This window comes from Stenotrophomonas sp. 57 (assembly GCF_030291075.1).
Classification (GTDB): Bacteria; Pseudomonadota; Gammaproteobacteria; order Xanthomonadales; family Xanthomonadaceae; genus Stenotrophomonas.
Genome location: NZ_CP127407.1, coordinates 231,697 through 258,389 on the forward strand (window position 1 = coordinate 231,697; position 26,693 = coordinate 258,389).

At 67.3% G+C, this 26,693-nt stretch carries 22 protein-coding genes; 14 read left to right on the forward strand and 8 right to left on the reverse strand.

Translation table 11 applies throughout. The features are described from left to right. Positions 1–240 precede the first annotated feature (240 nt). Together QP512_RS01005 and QP512_RS01010 are read left to right on the forward strand one after the other, a co-directional pair. A complete protein-coding gene (locus QP512_RS01005; protein WP_286070608.1) occupies positions 241–1,281 on the forward strand; it encodes a GGDEF domain-containing protein in 1,041 nt (346 codons plus the stop codon). A 17-nt stretch (positions 1,282–1,298) separates the two neighbouring features. Continuing rightward, positions 1,299–3,824: a putative peptide modification system cyclase gene (locus tag QP512_RS01010; RefSeq protein WP_345783115.1), complete on the forward strand. Its 2,526-nt coding sequence runs from the start codon at positions 1,299–1,301 to the stop codon at positions 3,822–3,824. A gap of 6 nt (positions 3,825–3,830) precedes the next feature. Here QP512_RS01010 and QP512_RS01015 read toward each other — a convergent pair whose 3' ends face one another. Then, positions 3,831–4,142, reverse strand: coding sequence for an NHLP-related RiPP peptide (locus QP512_RS01015; protein ID WP_286070610.1), 312 nt, complete (start codon positions 4,140–4,142; stop codon positions 3,831–3,833). Between the two features lie 133 nt (positions 4,143–4,275). Between QP512_RS01015 and QP512_RS01020 the strand changes: the two genes are divergently transcribed. Next, positions 4,276–5,451 (forward strand): putative peptide maturation dehydrogenase, encoded by a 1,176-nt coding sequence (locus tag QP512_RS01020; RefSeq protein WP_286070611.1) that lies wholly within the window; start codon positions 4,276–4,278, stop codon positions 5,449–5,451. A 20-nt stretch (positions 5,452–5,471) separates the two neighbouring features. Here the strand turns inward: QP512_RS01020 and QP512_RS01025 are convergent, their stop codons facing one another. Genes QP512_RS01025 through QP512_RS01035 form a run of 3 tightly spaced genes read right to left on the reverse strand, consistent with a single transcriptional unit; the run spans position 5,472 to position 10,280 of the window. After that, positions 5,472–7,454, reverse strand: a complete 1,983-nt coding sequence (locus QP512_RS01025; RefSeq protein ID WP_286070612.1) for an acetyl/propionyl/methylcrotonyl-CoA carboxylase subunit alpha — start codon at positions 7,452–7,454, stop codon at positions 5,472–5,474. Positions 7,455–7,495: 41 nt separating this feature from the next. Then, a complete protein-coding gene (locus QP512_RS01030; RefSeq protein WP_286070613.1) occupies positions 7,496–9,106 on the reverse strand; it encodes a carboxyl transferase domain-containing protein in 1,611 nt (536 codons plus the stop codon). Between the two features lie 10 nt (positions 9,107–9,116). After that, positions 9,117–10,280, reverse strand: coding sequence for an isovaleryl-CoA dehydrogenase (locus QP512_RS01035; protein WP_286070614.1), 1,164 nt, complete (start codon positions 10,278–10,280; stop codon positions 9,117–9,119). 159 nt (positions 10,281–10,439) lie between these two features. Here QP512_RS01035 and QP512_RS01040 point away from each other — a divergent pair, with 159 nt between their 5' ends. From QP512_RS01040 to QP512_RS01050, 3 genes are all read left to right on the forward strand, one after another. Continuing rightward, positions 10,440–11,048, forward strand: coding sequence for a TetR/AcrR family transcriptional regulator (locus QP512_RS01040; RefSeq protein ID WP_286070615.1), 609 nt, complete (start codon positions 10,440–10,442; stop codon positions 11,046–11,048). 204 nt (positions 11,049–11,252) lie between these two features. Next, entirely contained in the window at positions 11,253–11,771 is a 519-nt protein-coding gene (locus QP512_RS01045; RefSeq protein ID WP_286070616.1) for a c-type cytochrome, read from the forward strand. A gap of 135 nt (positions 11,772–11,906) precedes the next feature. Further along, positions 11,907–13,352, forward strand: a complete 1,446-nt coding sequence (locus QP512_RS01050) for an ExeM/NucH family extracellular endonuclease (RefSeq protein ID WP_286070617.1) — start codon at positions 11,907–11,909, stop codon at positions 13,350–13,352. Positions 13,353–13,670: 318 nt separating this feature from the next. Here the strand turns inward: QP512_RS01050 and QP512_RS01055 are convergent, their stop codons facing one another. Beyond that, positions 13,671–14,528, reverse strand: a complete 858-nt coding sequence (locus QP512_RS01055) for an EamA/RhaT family transporter (RefSeq protein ID WP_286070618.1) — start codon at positions 14,526–14,528, stop codon at positions 13,671–13,673. Positions 14,529–14,571: 43 nt separating this feature from the next. Here QP512_RS01055 and QP512_RS01060 point away from each other — a divergent pair, with 43 nt between their 5' ends. Together QP512_RS01060 and zapE are read left to right on the forward strand one after the other, a co-directional pair. Next, positions 14,572–15,243, forward strand: a complete 672-nt coding sequence (locus QP512_RS01060) for a CocE/NonD family hydrolase (protein WP_286070619.1) — start codon at positions 14,572–14,574, stop codon at positions 15,241–15,243. Then, a complete protein-coding gene (zapE, locus tag QP512_RS01065) occupies positions 15,240–16,340 on the forward strand; it encodes a cell division protein ZapE (protein ID WP_286070620.1) in 1,101 nt (366 codons plus the stop codon). The genes QP512_RS01060 and zapE overlap by 4 nt, the downstream gene beginning before the upstream one ends. Positions 16,341–16,443: 103 nt before the next feature. Here the strand turns inward: zapE and QP512_RS01070 are convergent, their stop codons facing one another. Then, on the reverse strand, positions 16,444–17,280 hold the full coding sequence (locus QP512_RS01070; protein WP_286070621.1) for a DUF2884 family protein: 837 nt from the start codon (positions 17,278–17,280) through the stop codon (positions 16,444–16,446). A gap of 529 nt (positions 17,281–17,809) precedes the next feature. Between QP512_RS01070 and QP512_RS01075 the strand changes: the two genes are divergently transcribed. Both QP512_RS01075 and QP512_RS01080 read left to right on the forward strand, forming a co-directional pair. Further along, the gene (locus QP512_RS01075; protein ID WP_197594488.1) at positions 17,810–20,212 is read left to right on the forward strand and encodes a ribonucleoside-diphosphate reductase subunit alpha; all 2,403 of its coding nucleotides are present in this window, start codon (positions 17,810–17,812) and stop codon (positions 20,210–20,212) included. Positions 20,213–20,342: 130 nt separating this feature from the next. After that, a complete protein-coding gene (locus QP512_RS01080) occupies positions 20,343–21,362 on the forward strand; it encodes a ribonucleotide-diphosphate reductase subunit beta (RefSeq protein WP_049429771.1) in 1,020 nt (339 codons plus the stop codon). Between the two features lie 129 nt (positions 21,363–21,491). On the opposite strand, the gene QP512_RS01085 is transcribed toward QP512_RS01080, so the two are convergent. Continuing rightward, positions 21,492–22,127 carry a LysE family translocator gene (locus tag QP512_RS01085; protein WP_286070622.1) on the reverse strand — a complete coding sequence of 212 codons (636 nt, stop codon included), beginning with the start codon at positions 22,125–22,127 and terminating at the stop codon, positions 21,492–21,494. A 90-nt stretch (positions 22,128–22,217) separates the two neighbouring features. On the opposite strand from QP512_RS01085, the gene QP512_RS01090 reads away from it, so the two are divergent. From QP512_RS01090 to QP512_RS01100, 3 genes are all read left to right on the forward strand, one after another. Next, complete coding sequence (locus tag QP512_RS01090) at positions 22,218–22,619, forward strand: acyl-CoA thioesterase (RefSeq protein ID WP_286070623.1); 402 nt, start codon at positions 22,218–22,220, stop codon at positions 22,617–22,619. A gap of 43 nt (positions 22,620–22,662) precedes the next feature. Next, a complete protein-coding gene (locus QP512_RS01095) occupies positions 22,663–23,469 on the forward strand; it encodes an NAD-dependent protein deacetylase (protein ID WP_286070624.1) in 807 nt (268 codons plus the stop codon). A 164-nt stretch (positions 23,470–23,633) separates the two neighbouring features. After that, the gene (locus QP512_RS01100) at positions 23,634–24,734 is read left to right on the forward strand and encodes an NADH:flavin oxidoreductase/NADH oxidase (protein ID WP_286070625.1); all 1,101 of its coding nucleotides are present in this window, start codon (positions 23,634–23,636) and stop codon (positions 24,732–24,734) included. Between the two features lie 3 nt (positions 24,735–24,737). Here the strand turns inward: QP512_RS01100 and QP512_RS01105 are convergent, their stop codons facing one another. Continuing rightward, the gene (locus tag QP512_RS01105; protein ID WP_286070626.1) at positions 24,738–25,649 is read right to left on the reverse strand and encodes a LysR family transcriptional regulator; all 912 of its coding nucleotides are present in this window, start codon (positions 25,647–25,649) and stop codon (positions 24,738–24,740) included. A gap of 114 nt (positions 25,650–25,763) precedes the next feature. Here QP512_RS01105 and purU point away from each other — a divergent pair, with 114 nt between their 5' ends. Then, positions 25,764–26,615, forward strand: coding sequence for a formyltetrahydrofolate deformylase (gene purU / locus QP512_RS01110; protein WP_286070627.1), 852 nt, complete (start codon positions 25,764–25,766; stop codon positions 26,613–26,615). Positions 26,616–26,693 lie beyond the last annotated feature (78 nt).

Consider the following 26,693-nt stretch of genomic DNA (forward strand, 5'->3'; position numbering starts at 1 on the left):
AACGCAGGCAGCGTCAATCCGGCGCACCCCATTGCCCGACAACTTGGCCGAAACCCTGTGAAGGCGGCCATGAGATTGATCCGGAACGATTTTCCCCCGGGCGGTGGCGGGCAGAACGGCCACCGCGGGCCCTCATATCGGGAAAGCGGGCCACAGGGCTCAAAATGAGATAGGGCGCACATTTTAAAGCGGTGCTATGCTCCGCGGCTCACCAGGGGACGCTGGCGGCGGGTGCAGGGAATGACCGGCAGGGGTGCGGCCGAGAACAGTGATGTGACGTCAGGTATCGCCCGGGTGGCGATGGCCGAGATCGTGCACGCGCTGCTGTCCGATGCCGAGGTCGCATTGTTCGCCAGATTCGCCCGCCCATGCAAGCTTCATGCCGGACAGTGGTTGTTCCAGCGCGGACATCGTGGCGAGCGCATGTACGTGATCCTGGAAGGCCAGATCGAACTGGACTTCGGCGAGGACCTGGTGATCAAGACGCTTGGCCAGCACGAGTTCTTCGGTGAGCTGGGGCTGCTGGTGGGCGATCACCCACGCAGCGCCAGCGCCCGTGCCCTGGTCGACTGCCAGGTGCTTGAGCTGGGGCCTGCCGACTTCCATCGCCTGGTCGAATCCGATCCGGGCCTGGTCGCCTACTTCCTGCGCCGCACGATCATGCGCGTGCTGACCAACGAACAGGCCCTGATCAGCCAGCTGCGCCGGCGCAACCATGACCTGGAAACCGCGCTGGACAACCTGTACATCACCACCCACCAGCTGACCCACACCCGCGAGCTGGTGCGTACCGATGAACTGACCGGACTGCACAACCGCCGCGGCCTCACCCTGTACCTGCAGGAATGCCGTGCCGATGGCAGCGGGCTGCCGCAGGCGCTGCTGCTGATCGACTGCGACCGCTTCAAGCAGATCAATGACCGCCATGGCCACCAGGCGGGCGATCGCGTACTGCAGAGCATGGGCAACATCCTGCGCTCGATGGCCGGCGAGCAGGACCTGGCCTGCCGCCTCGGCGGTGACGAGTTCTGCCTGATCCTGCGCCGTGGCAACCACGAGATCGTGCAGCATGCGGCCGAGTTCATCCTCAGCGCGGTACACGGCCTGCTGGAACGCAGCCACGGTACGCCGCACGTCAGCCTGGTCAGCATCGGCGCCAGCCTGCTGGACCCGGATGCAGGCTGGAGCGAGTGGTATGCCAATGCGGACCGCGCGCTGTACCAGGCCAAGCGCGATGGCGGCAACTGCCTGCGTTGGGTGGATGCAGTGGACTCACCTTAGATCCGGAGACAGAGGCGATGAATGGCGACAACGGAACGTCGGCGCCGCACAACCAGCAACTGCGCGCCCTGCTGTTCACCGATCTGTGTGACTCACTGCTGCTGGTCGAACGCATCGGCGATGTCGCCGCCGCCGAACTGTTCCAGGAACACGACCGGCTGGTGCTGGCGCTGCAGCAGCGCTGGAACGGCCAGCTGATCGATCGCTCCGACGGGCTGTTCATGCTGTTCGAGCGTCCGATCGATGCGCTCGGCTTCGCCCTGGACTACCAGCGTGGCCTGCAGCCGCTCGGGCAGGCGCGCGACATCCGCCTGCAGGCGCGGGCGGGGCTGCATGTGGGCGATGTGCTCACCTGGGAGAACAGTGCCGAGGCAGTGCGTGCCGGTGCCAAGGCGATCGAGGTCGAAGGGCTGGCCAAACCGATGGCGGCGCGGTTGATGCAGCTGGCACGGCCGGGGCAGATCCTGCTTTCGGCGGTGGCCGAATCCATCGTGCGTCGTTCCAGCGCGTCGCTGGGTGCTACAGCCGACGGCCTGCAGTGGCGGTCGTTCGGGCGCTGGCGATTCAAGGGCATCAGCCAACCTGCCGAGGTCTTCGGCGTACAGGCAGCGGGGATGCCCACGCCTGGACGGTTGCGGCACACGGCCAAGGCACGGCGTGATCTGCCGACGTGGCGCCGTCCGCTGGCCATGGCGGCACAGGCGGCTGTGCTGCTCGCTGCCGTACTTGGCGTTTGGTTGCTGACCCGGCCACAGCCGGCCATCGCCTTCGCCGAACGTGACTGGGTCGTGCTCGGTGGCCTGCACAACCTCACCGGCAATCCCCTGCTGGATGACGCACTGGACCAGGCGTTCCGGATCAGCCTCGAGCAGTCCCGCTACGTCAACGTCGTCAGTGACGACCGCGTCGGCCGCACCCTCGAAATGATGCGCAAACCCCTGGATGGCGGCATCCGCGAACGTGGTGATGCCGCCGCCGTGGCGGTGCGCACGGGTGCACGCCTGCTGTTCGTGCCTTCGGCCACCGATGTGGGAGGCCGTACCCGCTTCAGCGTGGAAGTGGTCGAGCCGTCGACGCTGCGCACGCTGGCCGTGGTATCGGCCGATGCGAAGGCCGGAGCGGTGCTGGCTGCGGTGGACGATGTTTCCCACCAGTTGCGCGATCGCCTGGGTGAAGAACAAGCGCTCATCCAGCGTGACAGCCAGACCCTGCCGGAGGTGACCACGGGCAGCATGGATGCGCTGCGTGCGTTCGCGCTGGGCCAGAAGCGCTATGTGCGCGGCGACTACAAGGGGGCCTTGGCGTTCTACCAGCAGGCCACGGAGATCGATCCCGAGTTCGCATTGGCATGGTTGGGACAGACCCGCAGCCACTTTGCCGGAACGGATTTTGCCGCCGCCGCGACCTCATTGGCCAAGGCGCGAGAGTGGGCAGCGCATCTACCAACACGCGAGGCGCTGTACGTGCGTGCCTGGTCCCTGCAGATCGACGATCCGGACCAGGCGACCGACAGCTGGTTGCGCATGGCCGAGATGTATCCGGATTATCTGGCTGCGACCAACAACGCTGCGATGAATCTCTACAACGAGAATCGATTTGCCGAAGCACTGCCCTTGGCGCAGCGGGTGGCAAGCAGCCGCGTTGATCTGCTTGCCATTGGCCAGGACCAGTATGGCCGCATCCTGCTTGCCCTTGGGCGATACGATGATGCGGACCGCGCTTTGGCACTGGCGGCCTCCACGGGCTGGGAAGGTGCATTGATGCGCCAGGCCACGGTCGCCGCTGCGCGCGCGGACTACCGCAAAGCCGAACAGTTGCTGCAGCGTATTGATCCAGGCAACTACCACGCCGATATCTTCCGCACGGCCATCGCCCTGGACAGCGGCAGGATCGACGTGGCACTGGCCAGTGCCGAGCGTGGCATGCAGCGTAGCCTTGGCAAGTCAGGCATCGATCGCTATGTCTACTACCTGCCGCTTGCCGTTGCACATCTCCAATCGGGCCAGGGCCAGTCAGCGATCGCGCTGGTGGAGGAGGTCGGTCGCGTGGCCTTCGTGGATATCGAGGGCAGACCCGCAGTGGATATCGTCGACCGCGTGGTGACGGCGCAGGCAGCAGCGCTGGTCGGGCTGCGGCTGGGAAACACGAAGGTGGCCGCGCAGGTTCAGGCGCGCATCGCAGCGATCAGGTCGCTTCCTGACAGCGTGATGATCAAGGAATTCGACGCGGTGATCCGCGCCGAGCGCCTGCGTGGCGAAAACAGGCCCGCAGAGGCGCTGGAGATCCTGCAGCCGTTCCTGGGGGAGCGCTCGCGCGTCCAGACCCGGGTGGCAGCGCTGCAGGCGGCGCGCGCAGCGGGAGACGAATCGCTCGCCGGCCAGCAGTTGCGCTGGCTGCAATCCAGGCAAGGGCTGGCCTACGCCGAACTTGAGTGTGCGTTCTGCCTGCAGGGATTGAACATCCTCGATATCCGCAGCGTGGAAGGCGCTACGGATACCCGCGGACCGGTGAAGGCTCCGGTCATGCCCGGCACCGCGGGCTGAAACGGGTCAGCGCAGCGTACGCGGTGCGTCGCCGGTGTGGCCGTTCTCCAGCATCGGTACGTTGAAGGCCGCGCCGGATGTAAGCATGGCGACGATCTGCGGCAGTGCCTGCGCGATGACGGCCTTGTCGGCCAGCTCGATGGAAGCACAGCACATGGCGACGAACTGGCTCAGTTCGGCCGGGTCTTCCGGAACGTGACCCGCTTCCAGCAGCGCTGCTTCCGGCGACTGGGTGAAGCGGCCACGGAAGGCATCGTCGGTGGCGAGCAGGTTGACAAGATTCTGCGCGACGGCAGGTTCCAGCTGCAGGGTGGGCATGGTGGAGTCCGGAAGAGTCGGTGTGGAACCTTGATGTCGGCACCGGGGGACGCTTCTTGAGTAGTCATCGCGTTGCCATCAAGGAATCGCCTCATCGCTCGATAACGTGGCAGGAATGTTGAAAGGAACGAGCATGCAGGTCAGGCGCTGTGCGGTACTGATGATGGAGCCGCGGGAGACAACGACGTTCGATCTTCAGGACCTGGTGCAGGGAGGAAATGGCCTCCGTCGCAGCCAGGTCTGGCTGGCGCTGGCACCGCACCTGCCTGAGCCGATCGAGCTCAGCGCCGCGCACCAGGCCTGGCTGGGCAGGCTCAGCCCCAGCGTATGGCAGGACATCGCCGTGGACAGTGAGGAGGCGGGAATGATCCCGGCGTTGCAGCAGGCAGGACTGGTGTTTGTCCGGGGCAGCGCGACGGACGCAGCGTCGATTGCCGACGAGGCGTTGCGCTCTACCTACTGGCACCCGCTTGCTGCCGTGCTGCACGCATTCTCGCGCTGGGATGGGGTGGATGCCGTCGGCAACATGCGCGCGTCCAGGACCGAGACGGCCGTGCAGATGCGCGAAACGCTGGGAGCGCCGCCTGCGACTACGGTGTCACGTTGCAGCGAGGGTGCCATTGCATTGCCCAGGGCCGAGCCTGCGGCCTTCGACGCATTGCTGGCCCGTCGCGCAACCTGCCGCAATTTCGACTGGCAGCGACCGCTGTCGCTGCCGCTGCTGGCGCGGATGCTGCAACGAACCTTCGGCAGCACCGGCGAGCACCGTGTCGGCGAGGACCTGGTGTTCCTGAAGAAGAACGTGCCTTCCGGCGGTGGTCTGCATCCCATCGAGGCCTATCTGGTCGTGCAGAACGTCGAAGGCCTGCCGGCAGGTCTCTATCACTATCGCGGCGATACCCATGTGCTGGAGCCGGTGCCCTCGGAAAGCACGGTGGACCGCGACTTCGTGATGGATGCTGTCGGCCAGCAGCACTGGTTCGCCGACGCCCATGTGCTGGTGATCCTGGCGCCGCGCTTCGACCGCACGTTCTGGAAGTATCGCCAGCACGCGAAAAGCTACCGCGTCATTGCCCTCGAGGCCGGGCATCTGTCGCAGACCCTGTATCTGGCCGCGACCGACGATGGCCTGGGGGCGTTCATCACCGCGGCGATCAACGAGAAAGCGATCGAGCGCGCCCTTTCGCTGGATCCGGTCACCGAGGGCGTCCTTGCCGTATGCGGTTTCGGCTGGCGCGCCCCGACCATGACCACGACCGAGCTGGACCCGGCAGGCGTGATCTGGAATCCCGAAGACCGCGCGGTCTGAATCGCGCGGCCCGTGCTGCATCACGCCGCTTCGAAGTCCACCAGCACCGCGCCATCACCCACCTGGTCGCCGGCCTTGGCACGGTAGCCCTTCACCGTACCGTCGACCGGCGCCTGCAGGGTGTGCTCCATCTTCATCGCTTCCAGCACCACCAGCGGCGTGCCGCGCTTGACCTCGGTGCCGGCCGCGACCAGCGTGGCGACGATCCTGCCGGGCATCGGCGCCAGCAGGCTGCCGGCATCGGCCACGGCGTGGTCCGATTCGCCCACCGGATCATGCAGGGTGAAGCGGTGCTGGCCATCGGCGCCGAACAGATACAGCTGGTCGCCCCCGCGCAGCAGTTGCAGTGACCAACGGCGCTCGCCCAGCTGCACGGTCAGATGCTGTGCATCGGCCGTACCGATCACCTGCACCGGTGCTGCGTCGTCGCACTGCACGCGCCAGCTATCGGCCTGCGGCCACACCTTCAGCGTGTGCCGGCGCTCTCCCTGCTGCAGCGGCAGCACGCGCGGCGCGGATGCGCCGAGGCGCCAGCCGTCCTGGGACTGCCATGGCGAATGCGGGTCACGGGCATCGGTGGTGGCTGCTGCAGTGCTGGTGACGGCGGCCACCGCCGCCAGCAGCCACAGTGCATCGTCGCTGTCGCCGACTACGCTCAACGCCGCCTGTTCGCGTTCGATCAGCGCGGTGTCCAGCTTGGCGTGGGCGAACGAATCGGTGTTGACCAGCCGGCGCAGGAAGCCGGCATTGGTGGTCACGCCCACCACCTGGCAGTCGGCCAGGGCCTGGCTCATGCGGCGCAGCGCGGCGTCGCGGTCCACGTCCCAGACGATCAGCTTGGCGATCATCGGGTCGTAGAACGGGGTGATGCTGTCGCCTTCCTCCACGCCGGCATCCACCCGCACATGGGCCGACGGCGTGGGCAGGCGCAGACGGCGCAGGGTGCCGGTGGAGGGCAGGAAGCCGCGGTCGGCATCTTCGGCGTACAGACGCGCCTCGATGGCATGACCGTGAATCGCCAACTGCTCCTGGCGCAGCGGCAGCGGCTGGCCCGAAGCCACGCGCAGCTGCCACTCCACCAGGTCGGTGCCGGTGATGTACTCGGTCACCGGGTGTTCGACCTGCAGGCGGGTGTTCATTTCCATGAAGTAGAAATCGCCGTCCGGGCCGGCGATGAACTCCACGGTGCCCGCACCCTCATAGCCCACCGCGCGCGCGGCATCGACCGCGGCCTTGCCCATCGCCGCACGACGCTCGGCACTCATGCCCGGCGCAGGTGCTTCTTCCAGCACCTTCTGGTGGCGGCGCTGCACCGAGCAGTCGCGCTCGAACAGGTACACCGCCTCGCCGTGGCTGTCGCCGAACACCTGGATCTCGATATGGCGCGGGCGCTCGACGTATTTCTCGACCAGCACGTGATCGTTGCCGAACGCCGAGGCCGCCTCGCGCTGGCAGCTGGCCAGCGCATCGACGAAGTCCTCGCTGCGCTCGACCTTGCGCATGCCCTTGCCACCGCCACCGGCGCTGGCCTTGATCAGCATTGGGTAGCCGATGGCATCGGCCTGCGCGCGCAGGAAGTCCGGTGCCTGCTGGTCGCCGTGGTAGCCCGGGGTCAGCGGCACGCCGGCCTTGGCCATCAATGCCTTGGCCGCGCTCTTGTCACCCATCGCGCGGATGGCGCTGGCCGGCGGCCCGATGAAGGTGATGCCTGCGGCGGCGCAGGCGTCGGCGAAGTCGGCATTCTCGGACAGGAAGCCGTAGCCGGGGTGGATGGCCTGCGCGCCGGTGGCGCGTGCGGCGTCGAGCAGGGCATCGCCGCGCAGGTAGCTTTCCCGCGCGGCGGCCGGGCCGATGTGGATGGCTTCGTCGGCAAGGCGTACGTGGCGCGCGTTGCGGTCGGCATCGGAATACACCGCCACGGTGGCGATGCCGAGGCGACGGCAGGTGGCGATGACGCGGCAGGCGATCTCGCCGCGGTTGGCGATCAGGACTTTGGTGAACATGGCAACGGGCTTCATGGGAGCGTGCTCGGTCATGGCACGGGTTACATGCGGAACACGCCGAAGCGCGTCTGCTGCGGAGCGGCGTTGAGGCTGGCTGACAGGGCCAGGGCCAGCACGCGGCGGGTGTCGGCCGGATCGATCACGCCGTCGTCCCACAGGCGCGCGCTGGCGTAGTAGGGGTGGCCCTGCTGTTCGAACTGATCGCGGATCGGCGCCTTGAAGGCGTCCTCTTCCGCCGCGGGCCACTCCCCTCCCTTCGCCTCGATGCCATCGCGCTTGACCGTGGCCAGCACGCTGGCCGCCTGTTCGCCACCCATCACGCCGATGCGCGCGTTCGGCCACATCCACAGGAAGTTCGGCGAATAGGCGCGGCCGCACATGCCGTAGTTGCCGGCCCCGAACGAGCCACCGATCACCACGGTGAATTTGGGCACCTTGGCGCAGGCCACTGCCATCACCAGCTTGGCGCCGTCCTTGGCGATGCCGCCCTGTTCGTACTTGCGGCCGACCATGAAGCCGGTGATGTTCTGCAGGAACACCAGCGGAATGTTGCGCTGGGTGCACAGCTCGATGAAGTGCGCGCCCTTCAGTGCCGACTCGGAGAACAGGATGCCGTTGTTGGCGATGATCCCGATCGGGTAGCCGTTCAGATGGGCGAAGCCGGTGACCAGCGTGGCGCCGTAGCGCGGCTTGAACTCATCGAAACGCGAGCCATCGACCAGGCGCGCGATCACTTCGCGCACGTCGTAGGGCTTGCGCGTGTCGGCGGGAATCACGCCATACAGTTCATGCGCCGGCAGCAGCGGTTCCTCGGGCGCCTGCACCGCCATCGCCGGTTCCGGCTTGCGCCAGTTGAGCTGGGCGATGATCGCGCGCACCCGTGCCAGCGCCTGCAGATCGTTGTCGGCCATGTGGTCGGCCACGCCGGAGATGCGGGTGTGCACGTCGGCGCCCCCCAGTTCCTCGGCGGTCACCACTTCACCGGTGGCCGCCTTCACCAGCGGCGGGCCGCCGAGGAAGATCGTGCCCTGTTCGCGCACGATCACGGTCTCGTCGCTCATCGCCGGCACATAGGCGCCACCGGCGGTGCAGCTGCCCATCACGCAGGCGATCTGCGGAATGCCCTGCGCCGACAGGTTGGCCTGGTTGTAGAAGATGCGGCCGAAATGATCGCGGTCAGGGAAGACTTCGTCCTGCAGCGGCAGGAACGCGCCGCCAGAATCGACCAGGTAGATGCAGGGCAGGTGGTTCTGCTCGGCGATCTCCTGCGCGCGCAGATGCTTCTTCACCGTCATCGGGTAGTAGGTGCCGCCCTTGACCGTGGCATCGTTGGCCACGATCACGCACTCCACGCCGCTCACGCGGCCGATGCCGGCCACTACGCCCGCGGCGGGCACCGCGTCGTCATACATGCCGTGCGCGGCCAGCGGCGCGATTTCCAGGAACGCACTGCCCGGGTCGAGCAGGGCATCGATGCGGTCGCGCACCAGCAGTTTGCCGCGCGCGGTGTGCTTGGCACGGGCGGCCTCGTTGCCGCCCAGCGCGGTGCGCGCCAGCGTGGCGTGCAGGTCATCGACCACGGCCTGCATGGCGGCGCGGTTGCTTTCGAAGGTGTCGCTGCCCGGTTGCAGCTGGCTGTTGAGGACGGTCATCGCAGTGGCCTTACAGGGTGCGCTGGAACAGTTCGCGGCCGATCAGCATGCGGCGGATCTCCGAGGTGCCGGCGCCGATTTCATACAGCTTGGCGTCGCGCCACAGGCGGCCGGTCGGGTACTCGTTGATGTAGCCGTTGCCGCCTAGGATCTGGATCGCCTGGCCGGTCAGCCAGGTGGCTTTCTCGGCAGCGTAGAGGATGGCGCCGGCGGCATCCTGACGGGTGGTGCGGCCCTGGTCGCAGGCGCGCGCCACGGCGTAGACATAAGCGCGGCAGGCACCCAGGCCCACGTACATGTCGGCGATCTTGGCCTGGATCAGCTGGAAGCTGCCGATCGCCTCGCCGAACTGGTGGCGCTCATGCACGTACGGCATCACCACGTCCATGGCCGCGGCCATCAGGCCCAGCGGGCCACCGGACAGCACCACGCGCTCGTAGTCCAGGCCGGACATCAGCACGCGCACGCCGCCGCCGACCTGGCCCAGCACGTTCTCTTCGGGCACTTCGCAGTCCTGGAACACCAGCTCGCAGGTGGGCGAGGAGCGCATGCCCAGCTTGTCCAGCTTCTGCGCGGTCGTGAAGCCCTTCATGCCCTTCTCGACCAGGAAGGCGGTGATGCCCTTGGCACCGGCGTCCATGTCGGTCTTTGCATAGACCACCAGCACGTCGGCATCGGGGCCGTTGGTGATCCACATCTTGTTGCCGTTGAGCACGTAGCGGTCGCCGCGCTTGTCCGCGCGCAGCTTCATCGACACCACGTCCGAACCGGCGCCCGGTTCGCTCATCGCCAGCGCGCCCACCTTGGCACCGCTGCACAGGTCGGGCAGGAAGCGCTGCTTCTGTTCCTCGTTGCCGTTCTTGCGCAGCTGGTTCACGCACAGGTTGGAATGCGCGCCATAGGACAGGCCGATGCCACCGGAGGCGCGCGAGATTTCTTCCATCGCCACCACGTGGGCCAGGTAGCCCATGCCGGTACCGCCGTATGCTTCCTCCACGGTGAGGCCGAGCAGGCCCTGTTCGCCCAGCTTGGGCCACAGGGTCAGCGGGAACTGGTTGGTGGCATCGGCCTCGGCGGCCAGCGGTGCGACCTCGGCGGCGGCAAAATGGGCCACGCTCTGGCGCAGCAGGTCGATCTCCTCACCGAGATCGAAGTTCAGGGATGGCACGTGCATTGCGGTGGCTCCACGGCGGGACTGCAGGGAATGGACGCACCCGGCGGGGGAGTGGGCGACGGTTTCCAGGACCGCCACCCACACGGGCGATGGCCCCAGCGTAGCGGGGTTCGGGAAAGAAGTGAATACAAATTCAAAAATTGAAAATAGAATCAAAACATGGCCTACAAACGCTCTGCACTGATGGAAGAACGACTGGCCGGGGCCCGGGAACGGATCCTGCTGGCCACCCGTGAGCTGGTCGCCGCCGGCGGCTGGCGCAACGCCCCGGTGACCGCGGTGGCGACCCAGGCGGGGGTGTCCACCGGCCTGATCTACCGCCACTTCCCGTCCAAGGCCGAGCTGTTCGTGGAAGTGCTCAACGCCGCCGTGGCCCACGAAGTGGCGATCATGGAGCGCATCGCCAGCGGCCCGGAGGTCGCCAGCGAGCGGTTGCGGCTGGCGATCACCGCCTTCGTCCGCCGCGCGCTGGCCGGGCCGGGGCTGGCCCATGCCTTCATCGTTGAACCGGTCGACCCGGACGTGGAGGCCGAGCGCATGCGCGGTCGTCGCGCGTTCGGCGATGTGTTCCTGCGCCTGGTGGAAGAGGGCGTGGCGGCTGGTGAGCTGCCGGCGCAGGACGCGCACGTCGCCGCCGCCTGCCTGGTCGGTGCCTTTACCGAGGCGATGGTCGGCCCCACCGCACCCAGCCGTGAAGCGCACCGCGACGAGGACGCGCTGGTCGACGCGATCTGCAGCTTCTGCCTGCGCGCGATCGGCGCCCGGTAATCCGGTCGAGCCGGCCGCTGGCCGGCTACTGTTGCCGGGGTCGGATCCCTTTTGCACGGCAAAAGGAATCTGACCCCCAGCCCCGGCATGCTGCGCCGCACCAGCATCGACGCCTGTTGTCGCACGCGAAGCGCGTTCTATACTCGGCCCATCACGCAGTCGCTCAGCCGTGGTCCAACGACTATCAGCCAGGGGTAACGAAGAGTGCGGAATTACGATCTGGAGTTCCTGAAACGCTTCTCCATGGTGATCGCGCTGCTGGCGACCATCACCCTCGGCCTGATCCTCCTTGCCGCCTACATCCACACCCGGATTCCGCCCGAGGTATCGCCGACCGCGGTCAAACGCACCGAACAGCGCATTTCGCCCACCGGCGCGGTGTACGCCGGCAGCACGGGCGCCGCCGCGCAGGCTGCGGCCAAGGCCGCCGCACTGGCCAAGGCCGCTTCCCAGGTCGCCTACGGCGGCACCAAGGACGGCAAGGTCATCTTCGACAACCTGTGTACTGCCTGCCACACCACGGGTGTGGGCATGGCACCAACGCTGGACCACGCGCACTGGGACAAGCGCATCGCGCAGGGCAAGGACACCCTCTACAAGCACGCCATCGAGGGCTATACCGGCCCTGACGGCGGCATCATGCCGCCCAAGGGCGGCAACCCGGCGCTGACCGAAGAGCAGATCCACGCCACCGTGGACTGGATGCTGGGCAACCTGAAGTAGAGGTAGTGCCGGCCAGCGGCCGGCACTACCCGGCTTTGCCCACCAAGGCCTGATCGCTCATATGCCCCCGCCAGCAAGCGGGATTTCGCATTTCAGGGTTAGTCTGTGCGGCCTCTTCCCTGGAATTGCCTGTCGATGCGCCGCCGTTCCCTTGCCCTTGCCTTGTCCCTGCTGCTGCCGGCCAGCGCCTTCGCCCAGGCCCAGCCGCAGGCCGCACCGGCCCCGGCAGCGCCTGCCGCGCGCACCGGCGCCACCGTGGTGCTGACCGCCGCACCGGCCGACTGGCGCGCATTGGACGGCCAGCGCGTGCGTATCGCCGCACCGCTTACCCTCGCCGGTACCGATGGCCTGGAGCGTTTCGGCCAGCTCACCGTGGCCTTCGATGGCCGCCTCTGGCAGCCCACCGAAGTGGCCGCGCCGGGCACTGCCGGCTACGAGCAGGTGATGGCCGACAACCAGCGTCGCCGCCTGGTGCTGGACGACGGCAGCGATGCCCGTGACCCGGCCAGCGTGCCGTACCTGCCGGGCACCCCGGTGCTGCGCACCGGCATGCAGCTGCGCAACGTGGAGGGTGTGGTGCACGTGGACGCGCAGGGGCGCCCGCGCCTGCAGGTCGAAGGTGTGCTGAAGCTGCCGGAGCTGAAGCGCCCGGCGGTGCCGACGGTGCCGGGCAGCCTGCACGTGGCCGCCTTCAACCTGGAGAACTTCTTCAACGGCGACGGCCAGGGCGGTGGCTTCCCGACCCTGCGTGGTGCGCGCACCCTGGACGAGCACAAGGCCCAGGTGGCCAAGCTGGTCACCACGATCAACGCGCTGGGCGCCGACGTCGCCGCGCTGATGGAGCTGGAAAACGATGGCTACGGCCCGCAGTCGGCCATCGCCGAGCTGGTCGATGCGCTCAATCGCGACCGTGGTGCGCAGGGCGACTGGCGCTTCGTCGATGCCGGCAACGGCCCCGGCGAGAATCCGATCCGGGTCGGCATCATCTACCGCAGCAGCCGCCTGCAGCCGCTGGGCACGCCAGCAACGCTGACCGGCGGCCCGTTCGTCGAGCACAGCCGCGTGCCGCTGGCGCAGGCCTTCCAGGGCAAGCAGGGCGCGCCGTTCGTGGTGGTGGCCAACCACTTCAAGTCGAAGGGCTGCCGCGACGCGGCCGGTGCCGACGCCGACCACAACGACAACCAGGGCTGCTGGAATGCCACCCGCGTGACCTCGGCGCAGCAGCTGCATGCCTGGCTGCAGACCGACCCCACCGACACCGGTGCAAAGGACGCGGTGCTGCTGGGTGATTTCAACGCCTACGCGATGGAAGACCCGATCCGCGCCCTGCATGACCTGGGCTGGCAGGACGCGTTCAAGGTCGCCAAGGTCGAGCATCCCTACAGCTACGTCTACAACGGCTACACCGGCCGCCTTGACCACGCGCTGCTGAGCCCGGGCATGGCCAAGCGCCTGCGCGGTGCCGCCGAGTGGCACAGCAACGCCGACGAGCAGGACGCCAGCGGCTACCAGGGCCGCAACGTGCAGGGCCCGTGGCGCAGTTCCGACCACGACCCGCTGCTGCTGGGCTTCGACAAATAACCCACCGGCTGGGCATCCGCTTGGGTGTGGCGCACACATGGGGCGCCACTGATCCTGCTGTTGCTTTTGATCTTCCAGTCCGCCTTCAAGCGAGCCGAGCATCGCAGGTGAATCAGGGGCGAAGAGGCGCCGATGTCTGAGCGTAGCGAGTTCGGCGCCGCCCCCTGATTCACCGAGAAGCGCAGGGTACCGGTGCACAGCACCGGCTCGCGATTGGCGGAGCGTTTCTTTGGTTACTTTCTTTGCGCGCAAAGAAAGTGACACCTCTCCGGAGTTGCGGAAACAATTTGCCAGGGATGGCCCGGCACCACCGATACCTCACCCCCAGGCGATCAACCCGATCGCCAGCACCGCCAGCGCCAGGCCGGCGCGGTTCCACTTCGTGGTCGCCTCGCCGAAGGCGAACACGCCCACCAGCGCACCCAGCACCACCACGCCGATGTTCATGCCGGCAAACACGGTCGCTGGGCTGTCCGGCATCGACTGGTGCGCATGCACGTAGAAGAGAATGTTGCCGCCGTTGAGCAGGCCCAGCAGCGCACCGGCGCCGAGATTGCGCCAGGCCAGCCGGGTGCGGCCGCTGGCGTGCCGCCACAGCTGCAGCGCCAGCATCAGCACGAACGCCACGCTGAAGCTGGCCAGCACCGCCGCCATCGACGGGGTGCCGGACAGCGCCACCTGCTTGAGCAGCACGTCCACCACCGCGAACCCGCCCCACACGCCCAGCAGCCAGCCCCAGCCAGCGGGTGAGGACGCCAACGCCGGGCCTCGAGGGCGCAGGCTGATGGCCACCATTGCCAGCAGGCCCAGGCCGAGACCGGCCAGCTTCCACGGCGTGGCGGTCTGGCCGAAGAACAGGAAGGCCGCGGTCAGTGACAACAGCAGCGACAGGCGCTGTGCCACATCGCTGCGGACGATGCCGGCCACCGCCACTGCGCGGCCCAGCACCAGGAAGATCGAGGGCAGCATCACCGCCAGCGCCAGCAATGACAGCCACGGCGCATGCGGCGCGCGCAGTGCATCCAGCGGTGGCTGCAGCACCACCGCCGTCATTGTCGCGGCCACCAGGTAGTTCCAGGTGACCATCTGCGCGACATCCAACCGGCGGCGGTTGACCACCTTCAACAACACCGAAACCAGCACACTGCAGATCACGGCCAAGGACAGGTAGAGCATCGGGCGGGCACAGGGCAGGGGCGGGGGACGGTATCATGGTGCCATGCACAAGCCCTCGTTCCCCGTCGCCCCCGGCGAAACCGCCTGCCTCGAACTGGATGGCCCGGCCGGCCCGCTGGAAGTGGTCGTCGACCTGCCCAAGGCCGATGTGCCGGTGCAGCCGATCGTGGCCATCATCTGCCACCCGTTGTCCACCGAAGGCGGCACCCTGCACAACAAGGTGGTCACCATGACCGCCACCACCCTGCGCGAACTGGGCATCGCCACGGTGCGCTTCAACTTCCGCAGCGTCGGTGGTTCGGCCGGTCAGTTCGACCATGGCGTGGGCGAGCAGGATGATCTGAAGGCCGTCGCCGCCTGGGTGCAGAGCCAGCGCCCCGACGACCGCCTGTGGCTGGCCGGTTTCAGTTTTGGTTCGTTCGTTTCGTTGAAGGCCGCTGCCGCGCTGCAGCCCGAAGCGCTGATCTCGATCGCGCCGCCGGCCGGCCGCTGGGATTTCGATGGCATCGCACCGCCGGCGCGCTGGCTGGTGATCCAGGGCGAGCAGGACGAGATCGTCGACCCGCAGGCGGTCTATCAGTGGCTGGACACGCTGGATGTCCCGCATGAGCTGGTGCGCATGCCCGAGACCAGCCATTTCTTCCACCGCAAGCTGATCGACCTGCGCGGCGCGCTGACCCACGGCGTCAAGCACTGGCTGGGTGCGGCGGCATGAGCGAGCAGGCGTTGACCCCGTCGCAGCGGTACGCGGAAGGGGTCGCCCGCGGCGACTGGCAGAACGACCCGGCCCAGCATGCGGCGCTGGCCGAGCTGGACCGCATCCACCTGGGCCTGCTGGACAGCGCCGAGGACGGTTGGCTGGACCGCCTGTCCTCGTTCTGGAAGAAGCCCGAGCCGGTGAAGGGCCTGTACTTCTGGGGCGGCGTCGGCCGCGGCAAGACCTTCCTGGTCGACCTGTTCTATGACGGCCTGCCGATCAAGCAGAAGTACCGCACGCACTTCCACCGCTTCATGCGCAGCGTGCACGAGCGCCTGCGCGAGCACCAGGGACAGAGCGACCCACTGGCGAAGATCGCCCAGGAATGGCGCAGCAACCTGCGCGTGCTGGTGCTGGATGAGTTCTTCGTCACCGACATTGGTGATGCGATGCTGCTGGCGCGGTTGCTGGAGCGCCTGTTCGCCGAGGGCGTGACCCTGGTCACCACCTCCAACACGGCGGTGGAGAACCTGTACCTCAACGGGCTGCAGCGCGAGAGCTTCCTGCCGGCCATCGGCCTGCTGCAGCGCTTCTGCGTCGAGCTGTATGCCGAAGGCACCGAGGATTACCGCATGCGCGCACTGACCCGCTCGCCGGTATACCGCGCGCCGTTGGCCGCCGACAGCGACGACTGGCTGGCCACGCGCTGGAACGAACTGAGTGGCGGCCAACCGGCCAAGGCCGGCAACATCGAGATCGAGGGCCGCAAGATCCCGGTCCGCGGCCGCGGCAAGAGCATCGCCTGGTTCGATTTCGCCGCCCTGTGCGAAGGCCCGCGCGGCCCGTCGGATTACATCGAGATCGCGCACGAGTTCAACACGGTGCTGCTGGGCGGCATTCCCGCCTTCGACCGCGTGAACGAAGATGCCGCGCGCCGCTTCGTCAACCTGATCGACGAGCTGTACGACCGCCACGTCAACCTGGTGTGCACCGCCAGCACCTCGCCGATCGAGCTGTATACCGGCCAGCGCCTGCAGGGTGCGTTCGAGCGCACCGCCTCGCGCCTGATTGAAATGCAGAGCGCCGAATACCTGGGCACCCCGCACCGGGCGTAAGGGATTCCGCCGTTTGTAGAGCCGAGCCCACGCTCGGCTGCTTTTGCATGATGTGCCGAAAAGCAGCCAAGCATGGGCTCGGCTCTACAACAGCGCCGCGTGGTTATCGGGAGGGCGCCAAGGCGTCGTCACGCGGCCGCTCATCCGGCCCGGCCGACACATGCAGGCCCGAGCCGGTGCCGTGCTCCACCCGCACGCTCTCACCGCGCTCCAGCAGCCGCAGCGGCTGGCCCTGGTGCCGCACTTCCAGCGCATCGTGTGCCTCTGCCAGTGACCGCACCAGCGGGCATAGCGCCATCGCCTTGGCCTCCAGCTGCTGGCTGCGCGCTTCCATGCGGCGATCAACCTCGGCATCGAGGCGGTCGGCGCGGCGCTCCATGGCCCCGGCGCGGCCGGTGAACACCTGCCACAGCACGCTGCGGGTCATCGACGTGGCCATCGTCTCGGCCATCTGCTCGATATGCGCGTCGAAGCCATCGCCGAAGCTGTCCTGTTCCCAGTAGCCACGGCCGAGGCTGGCGTCGATCCAGTCCTGCATCTCGCCGCGCATCGCCCGCATCTGGCGGTTGCGGGACTTGCCAGTGATGGCTTCGAAGGCGGCGTCCAGCGCATCGAAGGTGACCCCGGAGACCTCATGGGCCAGCGCGGTGGCGGCGGGCATCAGCTGGCGGGCGCCCGCCTCCATCTGCCGAAGGCGGGCGGCGTCGGCGGCGCTGACCGGCACCATGGTGCCGTCCAGGCTCAGCTCGCCATCGTGGAACACCACTTCATGCGGCGCCTGCGGGCCATGCCGCAGCCAGATGCCGCCGCTGTCCACCAGCACGTCGTAGTCGGTATGGATGCCGCACTGGTCCGAACGCAGGTCCGGCCCCTCGGCGGCCAGCGACGGGGGGATGAACAGGGCAGGCAGCAGGGCCAGGGCGGGCAGGCGCAGGCGCATCGGAACATCCTTCTCCGGAACCGGACGACCAGCATCGGCTGCCCGCGCGCGGGCGTCACCGGCCGGAAGTCACCCGTCCACCGGATTCCCACCGGCTGCCCACCACCTATCCACAGGGTTGTCCCTAGCCAGCTTCATCACTGTCATGTGAAGCTGTCATTGTTCCGTTTCCGCGGTGCGTTGTGCCACCGCAATGACGCCTTTCGGGCTTGACTGCGCAGCCCGTTCCGGCAGGTCTGAAGCGTCTGATCAGGGCGCCGATGGCACGATCCTTGCGGCGCAAGGGATTGCCGAATTTCACTACATTTGGCGTTGACGGACCCCATTACCCCCACTATCTTGTGGCCGTCGGTCGCAGCAACCCCAAGTCTGGGGGTGGCAGCAGCATCGATCCGCGATCGTCAACGGCAGTGGCAGGCGCAGGGTCTCATTCCCTGCGACGCCGTCCTGCCATCCTGGGCCGTCATGTCCCGGGCCGCGTCACCCCGATGCATCGAGCACCCCCAATCACGCCAAGAGGACATACGCCGTGAGCACCGAATCCAGCGCCACCATCGAGAAGGAAAGCGAGTTCCTGTTGACGTCGCCGCCGACGGCCAACGCGATGAGTGTGACCAAGCGCAACGGGACCACCGAGCTGGTGGACCTGAACAAGATCGTGCGCGCGGTGCAGCGTTCCTCCGAAGGCCTGCACGCCGTTGATCCGATGCGCGTGGCCACCCGCACCATTTCCGGCCTGTACAACGGCGCCACCACCCGCGAGCTGGACGAACTGTCCATCCGCACCGCCGCCCTGCTGATCGGTGAAGAGCCGGAGTACGGTCGCCTTGCTGCGCGCCTGCTGGCCAACTACATCGCCAAGGAAGTGTCCGGCCAGGAAATCTACGCCTTCTCGCAGTCGGTCAGCCGTGGCCATGAAGTCGGCCTGATCAACGACCGCCTGCTGAACTTCGTGCAGACCAATGCACGCAAGCTCAACGACGCCATCGACGGCGCGCTGGACCTGAACTTCGATTACTTCGGCCTGCGTACCCTGTACGACCGTTACCTGCTGCGCCACCCGCACACCCGCAAGGTGATCGAGACCCCGCAGCAGTTCTTCCTGCGCATCGCCAGCGCGCTGAGCGAGGACGTGTCCGAGACCCTGGCGCTGTACAAGCGCATGGGCAACCTGGACTACCTGCCGTCCAGCCCGACCCTGTTCAACTCCGGCACCACCCACGAGCAGCTGTCCTCGTGCTTCCTGCTGGATTCGCCGCAGGACTCGCTGGAGTCGATCTATTCCAAGTACGGCGACATCGCCCAGCTGTCGAAGTTCTCCGGCGGCATCGGCGTCAGCTACACCCGCGTGCGCTCGCGTGGTTCCCTCATCAAGTCGACCAACGGCCATTCCAACGGCATCGTGCCGTGGCTGAAGACCATGGATTCGTCCGTGGCCGCGGTGAACCAGGGCGGCAAGCGCAAGGGCGCGGCCTGCGTCTACCTGGAAACCTGGCACGCCGATATCGAGGACTTCCTCGAACTGCGTGACAACACCGGTGACGAAGCCCGCCGTGCGCACAACCTGAACCTGGCCAACTGGGTGCCGGACCTGTTCATGAAGCGCGTCGAAGCCGACCAGGAATGGTCGCTGTTCGATCCGCGCGTGGTGCCGGAGTTCACCGACCTGTTCGGCGAAGCCTTCGAAGCCGCCTACCTGCAGGCCGAAGCGCAGGGCAAGGCCAACCGCACCATCTCTGCCCGCAAGCTGTACGCCCGCATGATGCGTACGCTGGCCGAGACCGGTAACGGCTGGATGACCTTCAAGGACAAGTGCAACCGCGCCAGCAACCAGACCCTGCGTCCGGGCAACGTGATCCACCTGTCCAACCTGTGCACCGAAATCCTGGAAGTCACTTCCAACGATGAAACCGCGGTGTGCAACCTGGGTTCGATCAACCTGGGCAACCACTTCGACGAGCACAATGAGTTCGACTTCGAGAAGCTGGCCGAGACCGTGCGCCTGGCCGTGCGCCAGCTCGACCGCGTCATCGACCTGAACTTCTACCCGATCGAAACCGCGCGCCGTGCCAACCTGCGCTGGCGTCCGGTCGGCCTGGGCTGCATGGGCCTGCAGGACGTGTTCTTCCGCAAGCGCCTGCCGTTCGACAGCGCCGAAGCCCGCGCGCTGTCGAAGAAGATTGCCGAAGCGATCTACTTCCACGCGCTGGAAACCTCCTGCGAGCTGGCCCAGGAACGCGGCAAGCACCCGTCGTTCAACGACACCCGTGCCGCCAGCGGCGAACTGCAGTTCGACGCCTGGAACGTGGTGCCGGAAGACACCGCGCGCTGGGATGCCCTGCGTGAGCGCATCAAGGAGCACGGCCTGCGCAACTCGCTGATGATCGCGATCGCTCCGACCGCGACCATCGCCTCGATCGCCGGCTGCTACGAGTGCGTCGAGCCACAGGTGTCCAACCTGTTCAAGCGCGAGACCCTGTCCGGTGACTTCCTGCAGGTCAACCGCTACCTGGTGAACGAGCTGAAGAAGCTGGGCCTGTGGACGCCGGAAATGCGCGATGCCATCAAGCTGGCCGAAGGTTCCATCGCCGGCGTGGCGCAGATTCCGGAAACGCTGCGCGAGGTCTACCGCACCGCGTGGGAACTGCCGATGCGTTCGCTGATCGACATGGCCGCCGAGCGCGGCGCCTTCATCGACCAGTCGGCCTCGCTAAACCTGTTCATGGAAAGCCCGAACATCGGCGCGATGTCCTCCATGTACATGTACGCCTGGAAGCAGGGCATCAAGACCACCTACTACCTGCGTTCGCGCCCGGCCACCAAGATCGCCAAGACCACGGTGAGTGCCGCCGCACCGGCCAAGGTGTTCAGCCCGGACGAAGCCATCGCCTGCTCGCTGGAAAACCCGGAAGCCTGCGAGGCCTGCCAGTAAGACGCGGCGTGCCGGCCTTGCCGGCACTTCGCACCTGTAGAGCCGAGCCATGCTCGGCTGCCGCACGGAAACACCCAGGTAGCGCCGGGCCATGCCCGGCGTTTTGACCCGAGAAGACAAGGAAACACCCATGGCCGACAAGCCCAAGCAGATGCTGCTCGATCCCGGTTTTGAACTGACCCTGCGCCCGATGCGCTACCCGCAGTTCTATGACATGTACCGGAACGCGATCAAGAACACCTGGACGGTGGAAGAGATCAACTTCCAGATCGACATCACCGACCTGCACAGCAAGATGTCGCCGGGTGAGCGCCACCTGATCCACCGCCTGGTCGCGTTCTTCGCCACCGGCGACTCGATCGTGTCCAACAACCTGGTGCTGAACCTGTACCAGCACCTCAATGCGCCGGAAGCGCGCATGTACCTGTCGCGCCAGCTGTATGAAGAAGCGCTGCACGTGCAGTTCTACCTCACCCTGCTCGACAACTACCTGCCGGATCCGGAAGAGCGCGCCAAGGCGTTCTCGGCGGTGGAGAACATCGACTCGATCAAGAAGAAGGCCGATTTCTGCTTCAAGTGGATCGACTCGATCCAGAGCCTGACCCGCATCGAGACCCGCGAACAGCGCCGCCAGTTCCTGCTCAACCAGATCTGCTTCGCTGCCTGCATCGAAGGCCTGTTCTTCTTCGCTGCGTTCGCCTACGTGTACTACTTCCGTTCGCGCGGCCTGCTGCCGGGCCTGGCCTCGGGCACCAACTGGGTGTTCCGCGACGAGAGCGCGCACATGGAGTTCGCGTTCGAGTCGGTGCGCGTGGTGCGTGAGGAAGAGCCGGACCTGTTCGACGATGAAATGAAGCAGCAGGTCTACGACATGCTGGCCGAAGCGATCGAATGCGAAGTGCAGTTCGCCGAGGACGTGCTGTCCGGTGGCGTGGCTGGCATTTCCACCCGCGACATGCGCCAGTACCTGCAGCACTGCGCCGACCAGCACTTCGCCAAGCTGGGCATGGAAAAGAAGTACAACGTGCGCAACCCGCTGCCGTTCATGGAACTGCAGGACGTGCAGGAGCTGACCAACTTCTTCGAACGCCGCGTCTCGGCCTACCAGGTCGGCGTGCAGGGCGAAGTCGCCTTCGACATGAACTTCTGATCGAACCGGTCAGGCCTGTCGAAACGAAAAACCCCGGTCATCGCCGGGGTTTTTTGTTTCTGTGGAGTGGATCCATGCGCGACTGCGGTTCGCGAAGATCAGTCGAACATGGCTCGACTCTACAAAGTGCTACCGCCGCGCTTCCACCGCCATGCGTACCGCCAGCCCGGCCAGCACCGTGCCCATCAGCCAGCGCTGGACCGCCTGCCAGGTCGGGCGCGCGGCCAGGAAGCCGGCGATGCTGCCGGCCATCACCGCGATCACCGCGTTGACGCTGACACTGACCGCAATCTGGGTGACGCCCAGCACCAGCGACTGCATCAGCACGCTGCCATGCCCTTCCGGGTGCAGGAACTGCGGCAGCAGCGACAGGTACATCACCGCGATTTTCGGGTTCAGCAGGTTGGTCAGGAAGCCCATCGTGAACAGTCTGCGCGGGCCATCCGGCGGCAGGTCGCGCACCGCGAACGGCGAGCGGCCGCCCGGCTTCACTGCCTGCCAGGCCAGGTACAACAGGTACAGCGCGCCACCGATGCGCAGCGCGTCGTAGGCGAACGGCACGGTCATCAGCAGGGCGGTGATGCCCAGTGCCGCGCACAGCATGTAGAACACGAAGCCCAGCGCCACCCCGCCCAGTGAGATCAGGCCGGCGCGGCGGCCCTGGCAGATCGAGCGCGACACCAGGTAGATCATGTTCGGCCCGGGCGTGAGCACCATGCCCAGCGAGATGAGGGCGAAGGCCAGCAGATCGGAGGTCGCGGGCATGGGCGGTCCTGGCAGGGGGCGTGGCGCAGTGTAGCGCCGCCTGCACGGGGCCTGGCTTAAAATTGCCGTACCCCACACCGAAGCACCCCCATGACCCCGATACCCGAGACCGTGCCGCCCATCGAAGTGCGCATGGCCGAAATCGTCTTCCCCAACCACACCAACCACCTCGGCACCCTGTTCGGTGGCCAGGCGCTGGCGTGGATGGACAAGGCCGCCTTCCTGGCCGCCGCCCGCTACTCACGCCGCACCGTGGTGACCGCGCGCAGCGACCAGGTCGACTTCAAGCTGCCGATCCGCATCGGCCAGATGGTCGAGACCATCGGCCGCATCGTCGAAGTCGGCCGCAGCTCGATGAAGGTCGAGGTGGAGCTGGTCGCCGAAGACCTGCACAGCGGCGAGCGCAAGCTGTGCACCCGCGGCCACTTCGTGATGATCGCGCTGGACGAGGAAGGCCACCCGATCGCGGTGCCGTCGCTGCCGGCCGCCTGAGCCGCCGCTTGCGGGGGCGCCCACGCGCCCCCATCTGGCACCCATGACTCCGCCGCTGACCGACTTCATCGACCGCGCCCAGCGCCTGTTCGTGCTGACCGGCGCCGGCTGCAGCACCGCCTCGGGCATTCCCGACTACCGCGATGCCGACGGCCAGTGGAAACGCACGCCGCCGGTGACCTACCAGGCGTTCATGGGCGAGGCGGCTACCCGCCAGCGCTACTGGGCGCGCAGCCTGCTGGGCTGGCCGCGCTTCGGCCTGGCCCGGCCCAACGGCACCCACCAGGCCCTGGCCGCCCTGGAAAGCCGCGGCAAGCTGCAGGTGCTGCTGACCCAGAACGTGGATGGCCTGCACCAGCGCGCCGGCAGCCACAACGTGATCGACCTGCATGGCCGCCTGGATCAGGTGCGCTGCATGGGCTGCGAACGCCGCAGCGGTCGCGAGGACTTCCAGCAGCGCCTGCTGGACGCCAACCCGGGCTGGGACGCGCTGGAGGCCGGCATCGCCCCCGATGGCGACGCCGACCTGGAGACCGACTTCTCCGCGTTCGTGGTGCCCGATTGCCCGTCCTGCGGCGGCCTGCTGAAGCCGGACGTGGTGTTCTTCGGCGAAAACGTGCCGCGCGAGCGCGTGGCGGCGGTGCACGACCACCTGCAGCAGGCCGACGCCGTGCTGGTGGTGGGTTCCTCGCTGATGGTGTATTCCGGCTTCCGCTTCGTGCAGGCCGCGGCCAGGGCAGGGTTGCCGGTGGCCGCGCTGAACCGGGGCCGCACCCGTGCCGACGACCTGCTGCAGTTCAAGGATGAACGGGACTGCGCCGAGGCGTTGGCCGGTTGGGTGGCGGGCTGAGCCGAGCGCGGGCTCGGCTCTGCAAGGGGTTGTTGGTTTCTGTAGAGCCGAGCCCACGCTCGGCTTCGGCAGGCCGCGCGAAACAGCGATCCATCCAGACGGTTGATTCGCAGGCCGTGCGGCGGTGCAATACGCCCCCTCCATCCGCCTGTCCCCGCATCGCCGTGACCCAGCTGTTTTCGCCGATTTCGTTCGGCCCCCTGACCCTGTCCAACCGCATCGTCATCTCGCCGATGTGCCAGTACTCCGCCGAGGACGGCCGCGCCAGCGACTGGCACGCCATGCACCTGGGCAACCTGGCGCAGTCCGGTGCCGGCCTGCTGATCCTGGAAGCCACCGCCGTCGAACCGCGCGGCCGCATCAGCTGGGCCGACCTGGGCCTGTGGGACGATGGCACCGAAGCCGCGCTGGCACAGGTGCTGGCCAGCGTCCGCCGCTGGTCGCCGATGCCGTTGGGCATCCAGCTCGGCCACGCCGGCCGCAAGGCCTCGGTGAACCGGCCTTGGGACGGCGGCGGCCAGCTGCCGGCCGACGATGCCCGTGGCTGGGCCACGGTGGCGCCGTCGCCGCTGCCGTTCCATGCCGCCGATCCAGCGCCGCAGGAACTGGACGAGACCGGTATTGCCGACGTCATCGCCGCCTTCGCCGCCAGTGCGGTGCGTGCCGAGCGCCTGGGCTTCGAACTGATCGAGCTGCACGCCGCGCACGGTTACCTGCTGCACCAGTTCCTGTCGCCGCTGAGCAACCGCCGCACCGATGGCTACGGTGGCTCGCTGCCCAACCGCCTGCGCCTGCTGGTGGAAGTGTTCGACGCGGTGCGTGCGGCAGTGTCCGACAAGGTCGCCGTGGGTGTGCGCATTTCCGCCAGCGACTGGGTCGATGGCGGCTGGGATCTGGTGCAGAGCGAGGCGCTGGCGCAGGTGATGGACGCGCGCGGCTGCGATTTCCTGCATGTCTCCAGCGGCGGCCTGGACGAGCGCCAGAAGATCACCGTCGGCCCGGGTTACCAGGTGCCGTTCGCGGCGGCGATCAAGGCCAAGGTGCGCATGCCGGTCATCGCGGTGGGCATGATCACCGAACCGGAACAGGCCGAATCGATCCTGCGCCATCGCCACGCCGATGCCGTGGCGCTGGCGCGCGGCATCCTCTACGACCCGCGTTGGCCCTGGCACGCCGCAGCTGCACTGCGCGAGAGCGTGGTACCGGCGCCGCAGTACATGCGCTGCGAGCCGCGCGACGCGCGTGGCGTGTTCAAGGCACGCTGAAGCTCACACCCGCCAGGCCGGCGCCATGCCGGCCTGCAGGTGTTCGAACAGCGCGCGGATCTTGGCGGTGAAGTCGCGGCGGTCGCTGACGCAGAAGTAGACCTCCATCGGTTCCGGACGCCACGCGGTGTCGGCGCCGAACACCGCCTGCAGGCGGCCATCGCGCAGGTAGGGATCGGCCACGAACGCAGCCAATCGAGTGATGCCGGCACCGGCCGCCGCCAGCGTCGCCAGCGCATCGATGTCATCGCAGACCATGCTCGGTGGCAGCGCGGCGTCCACGCGTCGGCCGTCCTTCAGCAGGCCCCAGCGCAATGGCCGGCCATCGGTGGGGAAGCGGTGCAGCAGCCCGCGATGACCGCCCAGGTCGGCGGGTTGCCGCGGGGTGCCGTGCGCGTTCAGATAGGCCGGCGAGGCACAGAACACGAACGGTACGCGCGCCAGTTGCCGCGCGACCACGCCATCTTCCAGCTGTGCACCGATGCGGATGCTGGCATCCACCGCTTCCGGCCCATGTTGCACGGCGCGGTCGGTCAGGCGCAGCTCCAGCTGCAGTTGCGGGTAGCGCTGCTGCAGCGACGGCAGCAAAGGGGCAAGCACGTGGCGACCGAAGGCGCTGCTGCTGGCGATGCGCAATGGCCCGGCCGGTTCGATGTCACCGGACGTGACCATCGCCTGCGCGCGCGCCAGGTCGGCGTCGATGTGGCGCACCTGGGCCAGGTACAGCGCGCCGGCCTCGCTGAGAGCCAGCTGCCGCGTGCTTCGGTTCAGCAACCGCACGCCCAGATGGGCCTCCAGCCGGTTGATGTTCTGGCCGACAGCGGTGGCGCTGATGCCAAGGATGCGGGCCGCGGCGGCAATGCTGCCGGTCTCTGCGGTGCGGGTGAAGCTGCGGATCAGTTGCAACAGGTTCATGACCAACCAGCTTGCCACGGGTACACCCAAGTATCGCTTGGGACTGAACCAAGCAGGTCGGTTGCATCCGTGATCATCCGGCCGCTGGGCAGGGCGCTGGCCTACACTGGGGCGATGCGCCCCGATTCCATCCTTACCCTGTCCTGCCCCGACCGTACCGGTATCGTCTACCGCGTGTCCGGCCTGCTGTTCGACCATGGCTGCAACATCCTCGACGCCCAGCAGTTCGGTGACGAGGAAAGCGGCCGCTTCTTCCTGCGCGTGCACTTCGACCGCGATGCCGGGCTGCCGCTGGACACGGTGCACACCGCCATGGCCACGTTGGCGGCCGACTTCGGCATGGACTGGCAGCTGCACGACGGCCGCCGCCGCGCACGCCTGCTGGTGCTGGTCAGCAAGCAGGGGCATTGCCTCAACGATCTGCTGTTCCGCGCCCACAGCGGCCAGCTGAAGGTGGATATCGCGGCAGTGGCGTCCAACCACGCCGACTTCGCGCCGCTGGCCGCGTCCTACCAGGTGCCGTTCCACCACCTCCCGGTGACCGCCGAAACGCGCGCGGTGCAGGAACAGCAGATCATCGACCTCGTCGAGCGCGAGCGCATCGACCTGGTGGTGCTGGCGCGCTACATGCAGATCCTGTCACCCACGCTGTGCCGCGCGCTGGCCGGACGTGCGATCAACATCCACCACAGCTTCCTGCCCAGCTTCAAGGGCGCGCAGCCGTATCACCAGGCGCACGCGCGCGGGGTCAAGATCATCGGTGCCACCGCGCACTACGTCACCGAGGATCTGGACGAAGGCCCGATCATCGAACAGGACGTGGCCCGCGTGGACCACGCGATGGCACCGCGCGAACTGGTGCGGCTGGGAAGTGATACCGAATCGCTGGTGCTGGCACGCGCGGTTCGCCGCCATGTGGAGCACCGCATCCTGCTCAACGGGCACCGCACCGTCGTATTCCGGTAGGAGCCCTTCTGTAGAGCCGAGGCATGCTCGGCTGCACTTCGGCCCAAGGCCGTGCATCTGACGGATGAGCCGAGCATG

Excerpts from the sequence above, each read along its gene's own strand:
- QP512_RS01005 (WP_286070608.1), top strand. The coding sequence starts at position 241 with ATGACCGGCAGGGGTGCGGCCGAGAACAGTGATGTGACGTCAGGTATC.
- QP512_RS01010 (WP_345783115.1), top strand. The coding sequence starts at position 1,299 with ATGAATGGCGACAACGGAACGTCGGCGCCGCACAACCAGCAACTGCGC.
- QP512_RS01015 (WP_286070610.1), bottom strand. The coding sequence starts at position 4,142 with ATGCCCACCCTGCAGCTGGAACCTGCCGTCGCGCAGAATCTTGTCAAC.
- QP512_RS01020 (WP_286070611.1), top strand. The coding sequence starts at position 4,276 with ATGCAGGTCAGGCGCTGTGCGGTACTGATGATGGAGCCGCGGGAGACA.
- QP512_RS01025 (WP_286070612.1), bottom strand. The coding sequence starts at position 7,454 with ATGTTCACCAAAGTCCTGATCGCCAACCGCGGCGAGATCGCCTGCCGC.
- QP512_RS01030 (WP_286070613.1), bottom strand. The coding sequence starts at position 9,106 with ATGACCGTCCTCAACAGCCAGCTGCAACCGGGCAGCGACACCTTCGAA.
- QP512_RS01035 (WP_286070614.1), bottom strand. The coding sequence starts at position 10,280 with ATGCACGTGCCATCCCTGAACTTCGATCTCGGTGAGGAGATCGACCTG.
- QP512_RS01040 (WP_286070615.1), top strand. The coding sequence starts at position 10,440 with ATGGCCTACAAACGCTCTGCACTGATGGAAGAACGACTGGCCGGGGCC.
- QP512_RS01050 (WP_286070617.1), top strand. The coding sequence starts at position 11,907 with ATGCGCCGCCGTTCCCTTGCCCTTGCCTTGTCCCTGCTGCTGCCGGCC.
- QP512_RS01055 (WP_286070618.1), bottom strand. The coding sequence starts at position 14,528 with ATGCTCTACCTGTCCTTGGCCGTGATCTGCAGTGTGCTGGTTTCGGTG.
- QP512_RS01060 (WP_286070619.1), top strand. The coding sequence starts at position 14,572 with ATGCACAAGCCCTCGTTCCCCGTCGCCCCCGGCGAAACCGCCTGCCTC.
- zapE (WP_286070620.1), top strand. The coding sequence starts at position 15,240 with ATGAGCGAGCAGGCGTTGACCCCGTCGCAGCGGTACGCGGAAGGGGTC.
- QP512_RS01070 (WP_286070621.1), bottom strand. The coding sequence starts at position 17,280 with ATGCGCCTGCGCCTGCCCGCCCTGGCCCTGCTGCCTGCCCTGTTCATC.
- QP512_RS01080 (WP_049429771.1), top strand. The coding sequence starts at position 20,343 with ATGGCCGACAAGCCCAAGCAGATGCTGCTCGATCCCGGTTTTGAACTG.
- QP512_RS01085 (WP_286070622.1), bottom strand. The coding sequence starts at position 22,127 with ATGCCCGCGACCTCCGATCTGCTGGCCTTCGCCCTCATCTCGCTGGGC.
- QP512_RS01090 (WP_286070623.1), top strand. The coding sequence starts at position 22,218 with ATGACCCCGATACCCGAGACCGTGCCGCCCATCGAAGTGCGCATGGCC.
- QP512_RS01095 (WP_286070624.1), top strand. The coding sequence starts at position 22,663 with ATGACTCCGCCGCTGACCGACTTCATCGACCGCGCCCAGCGCCTGTTC.
- QP512_RS01105 (WP_286070626.1), bottom strand. The coding sequence starts at position 25,649 with ATGAACCTGTTGCAACTGATCCGCAGCTTCACCCGCACCGCAGAGACC.
- purU (WP_286070627.1), top strand. The coding sequence starts at position 25,764 with ATGCGCCCCGATTCCATCCTTACCCTGTCCTGCCCCGACCGTACCGGT.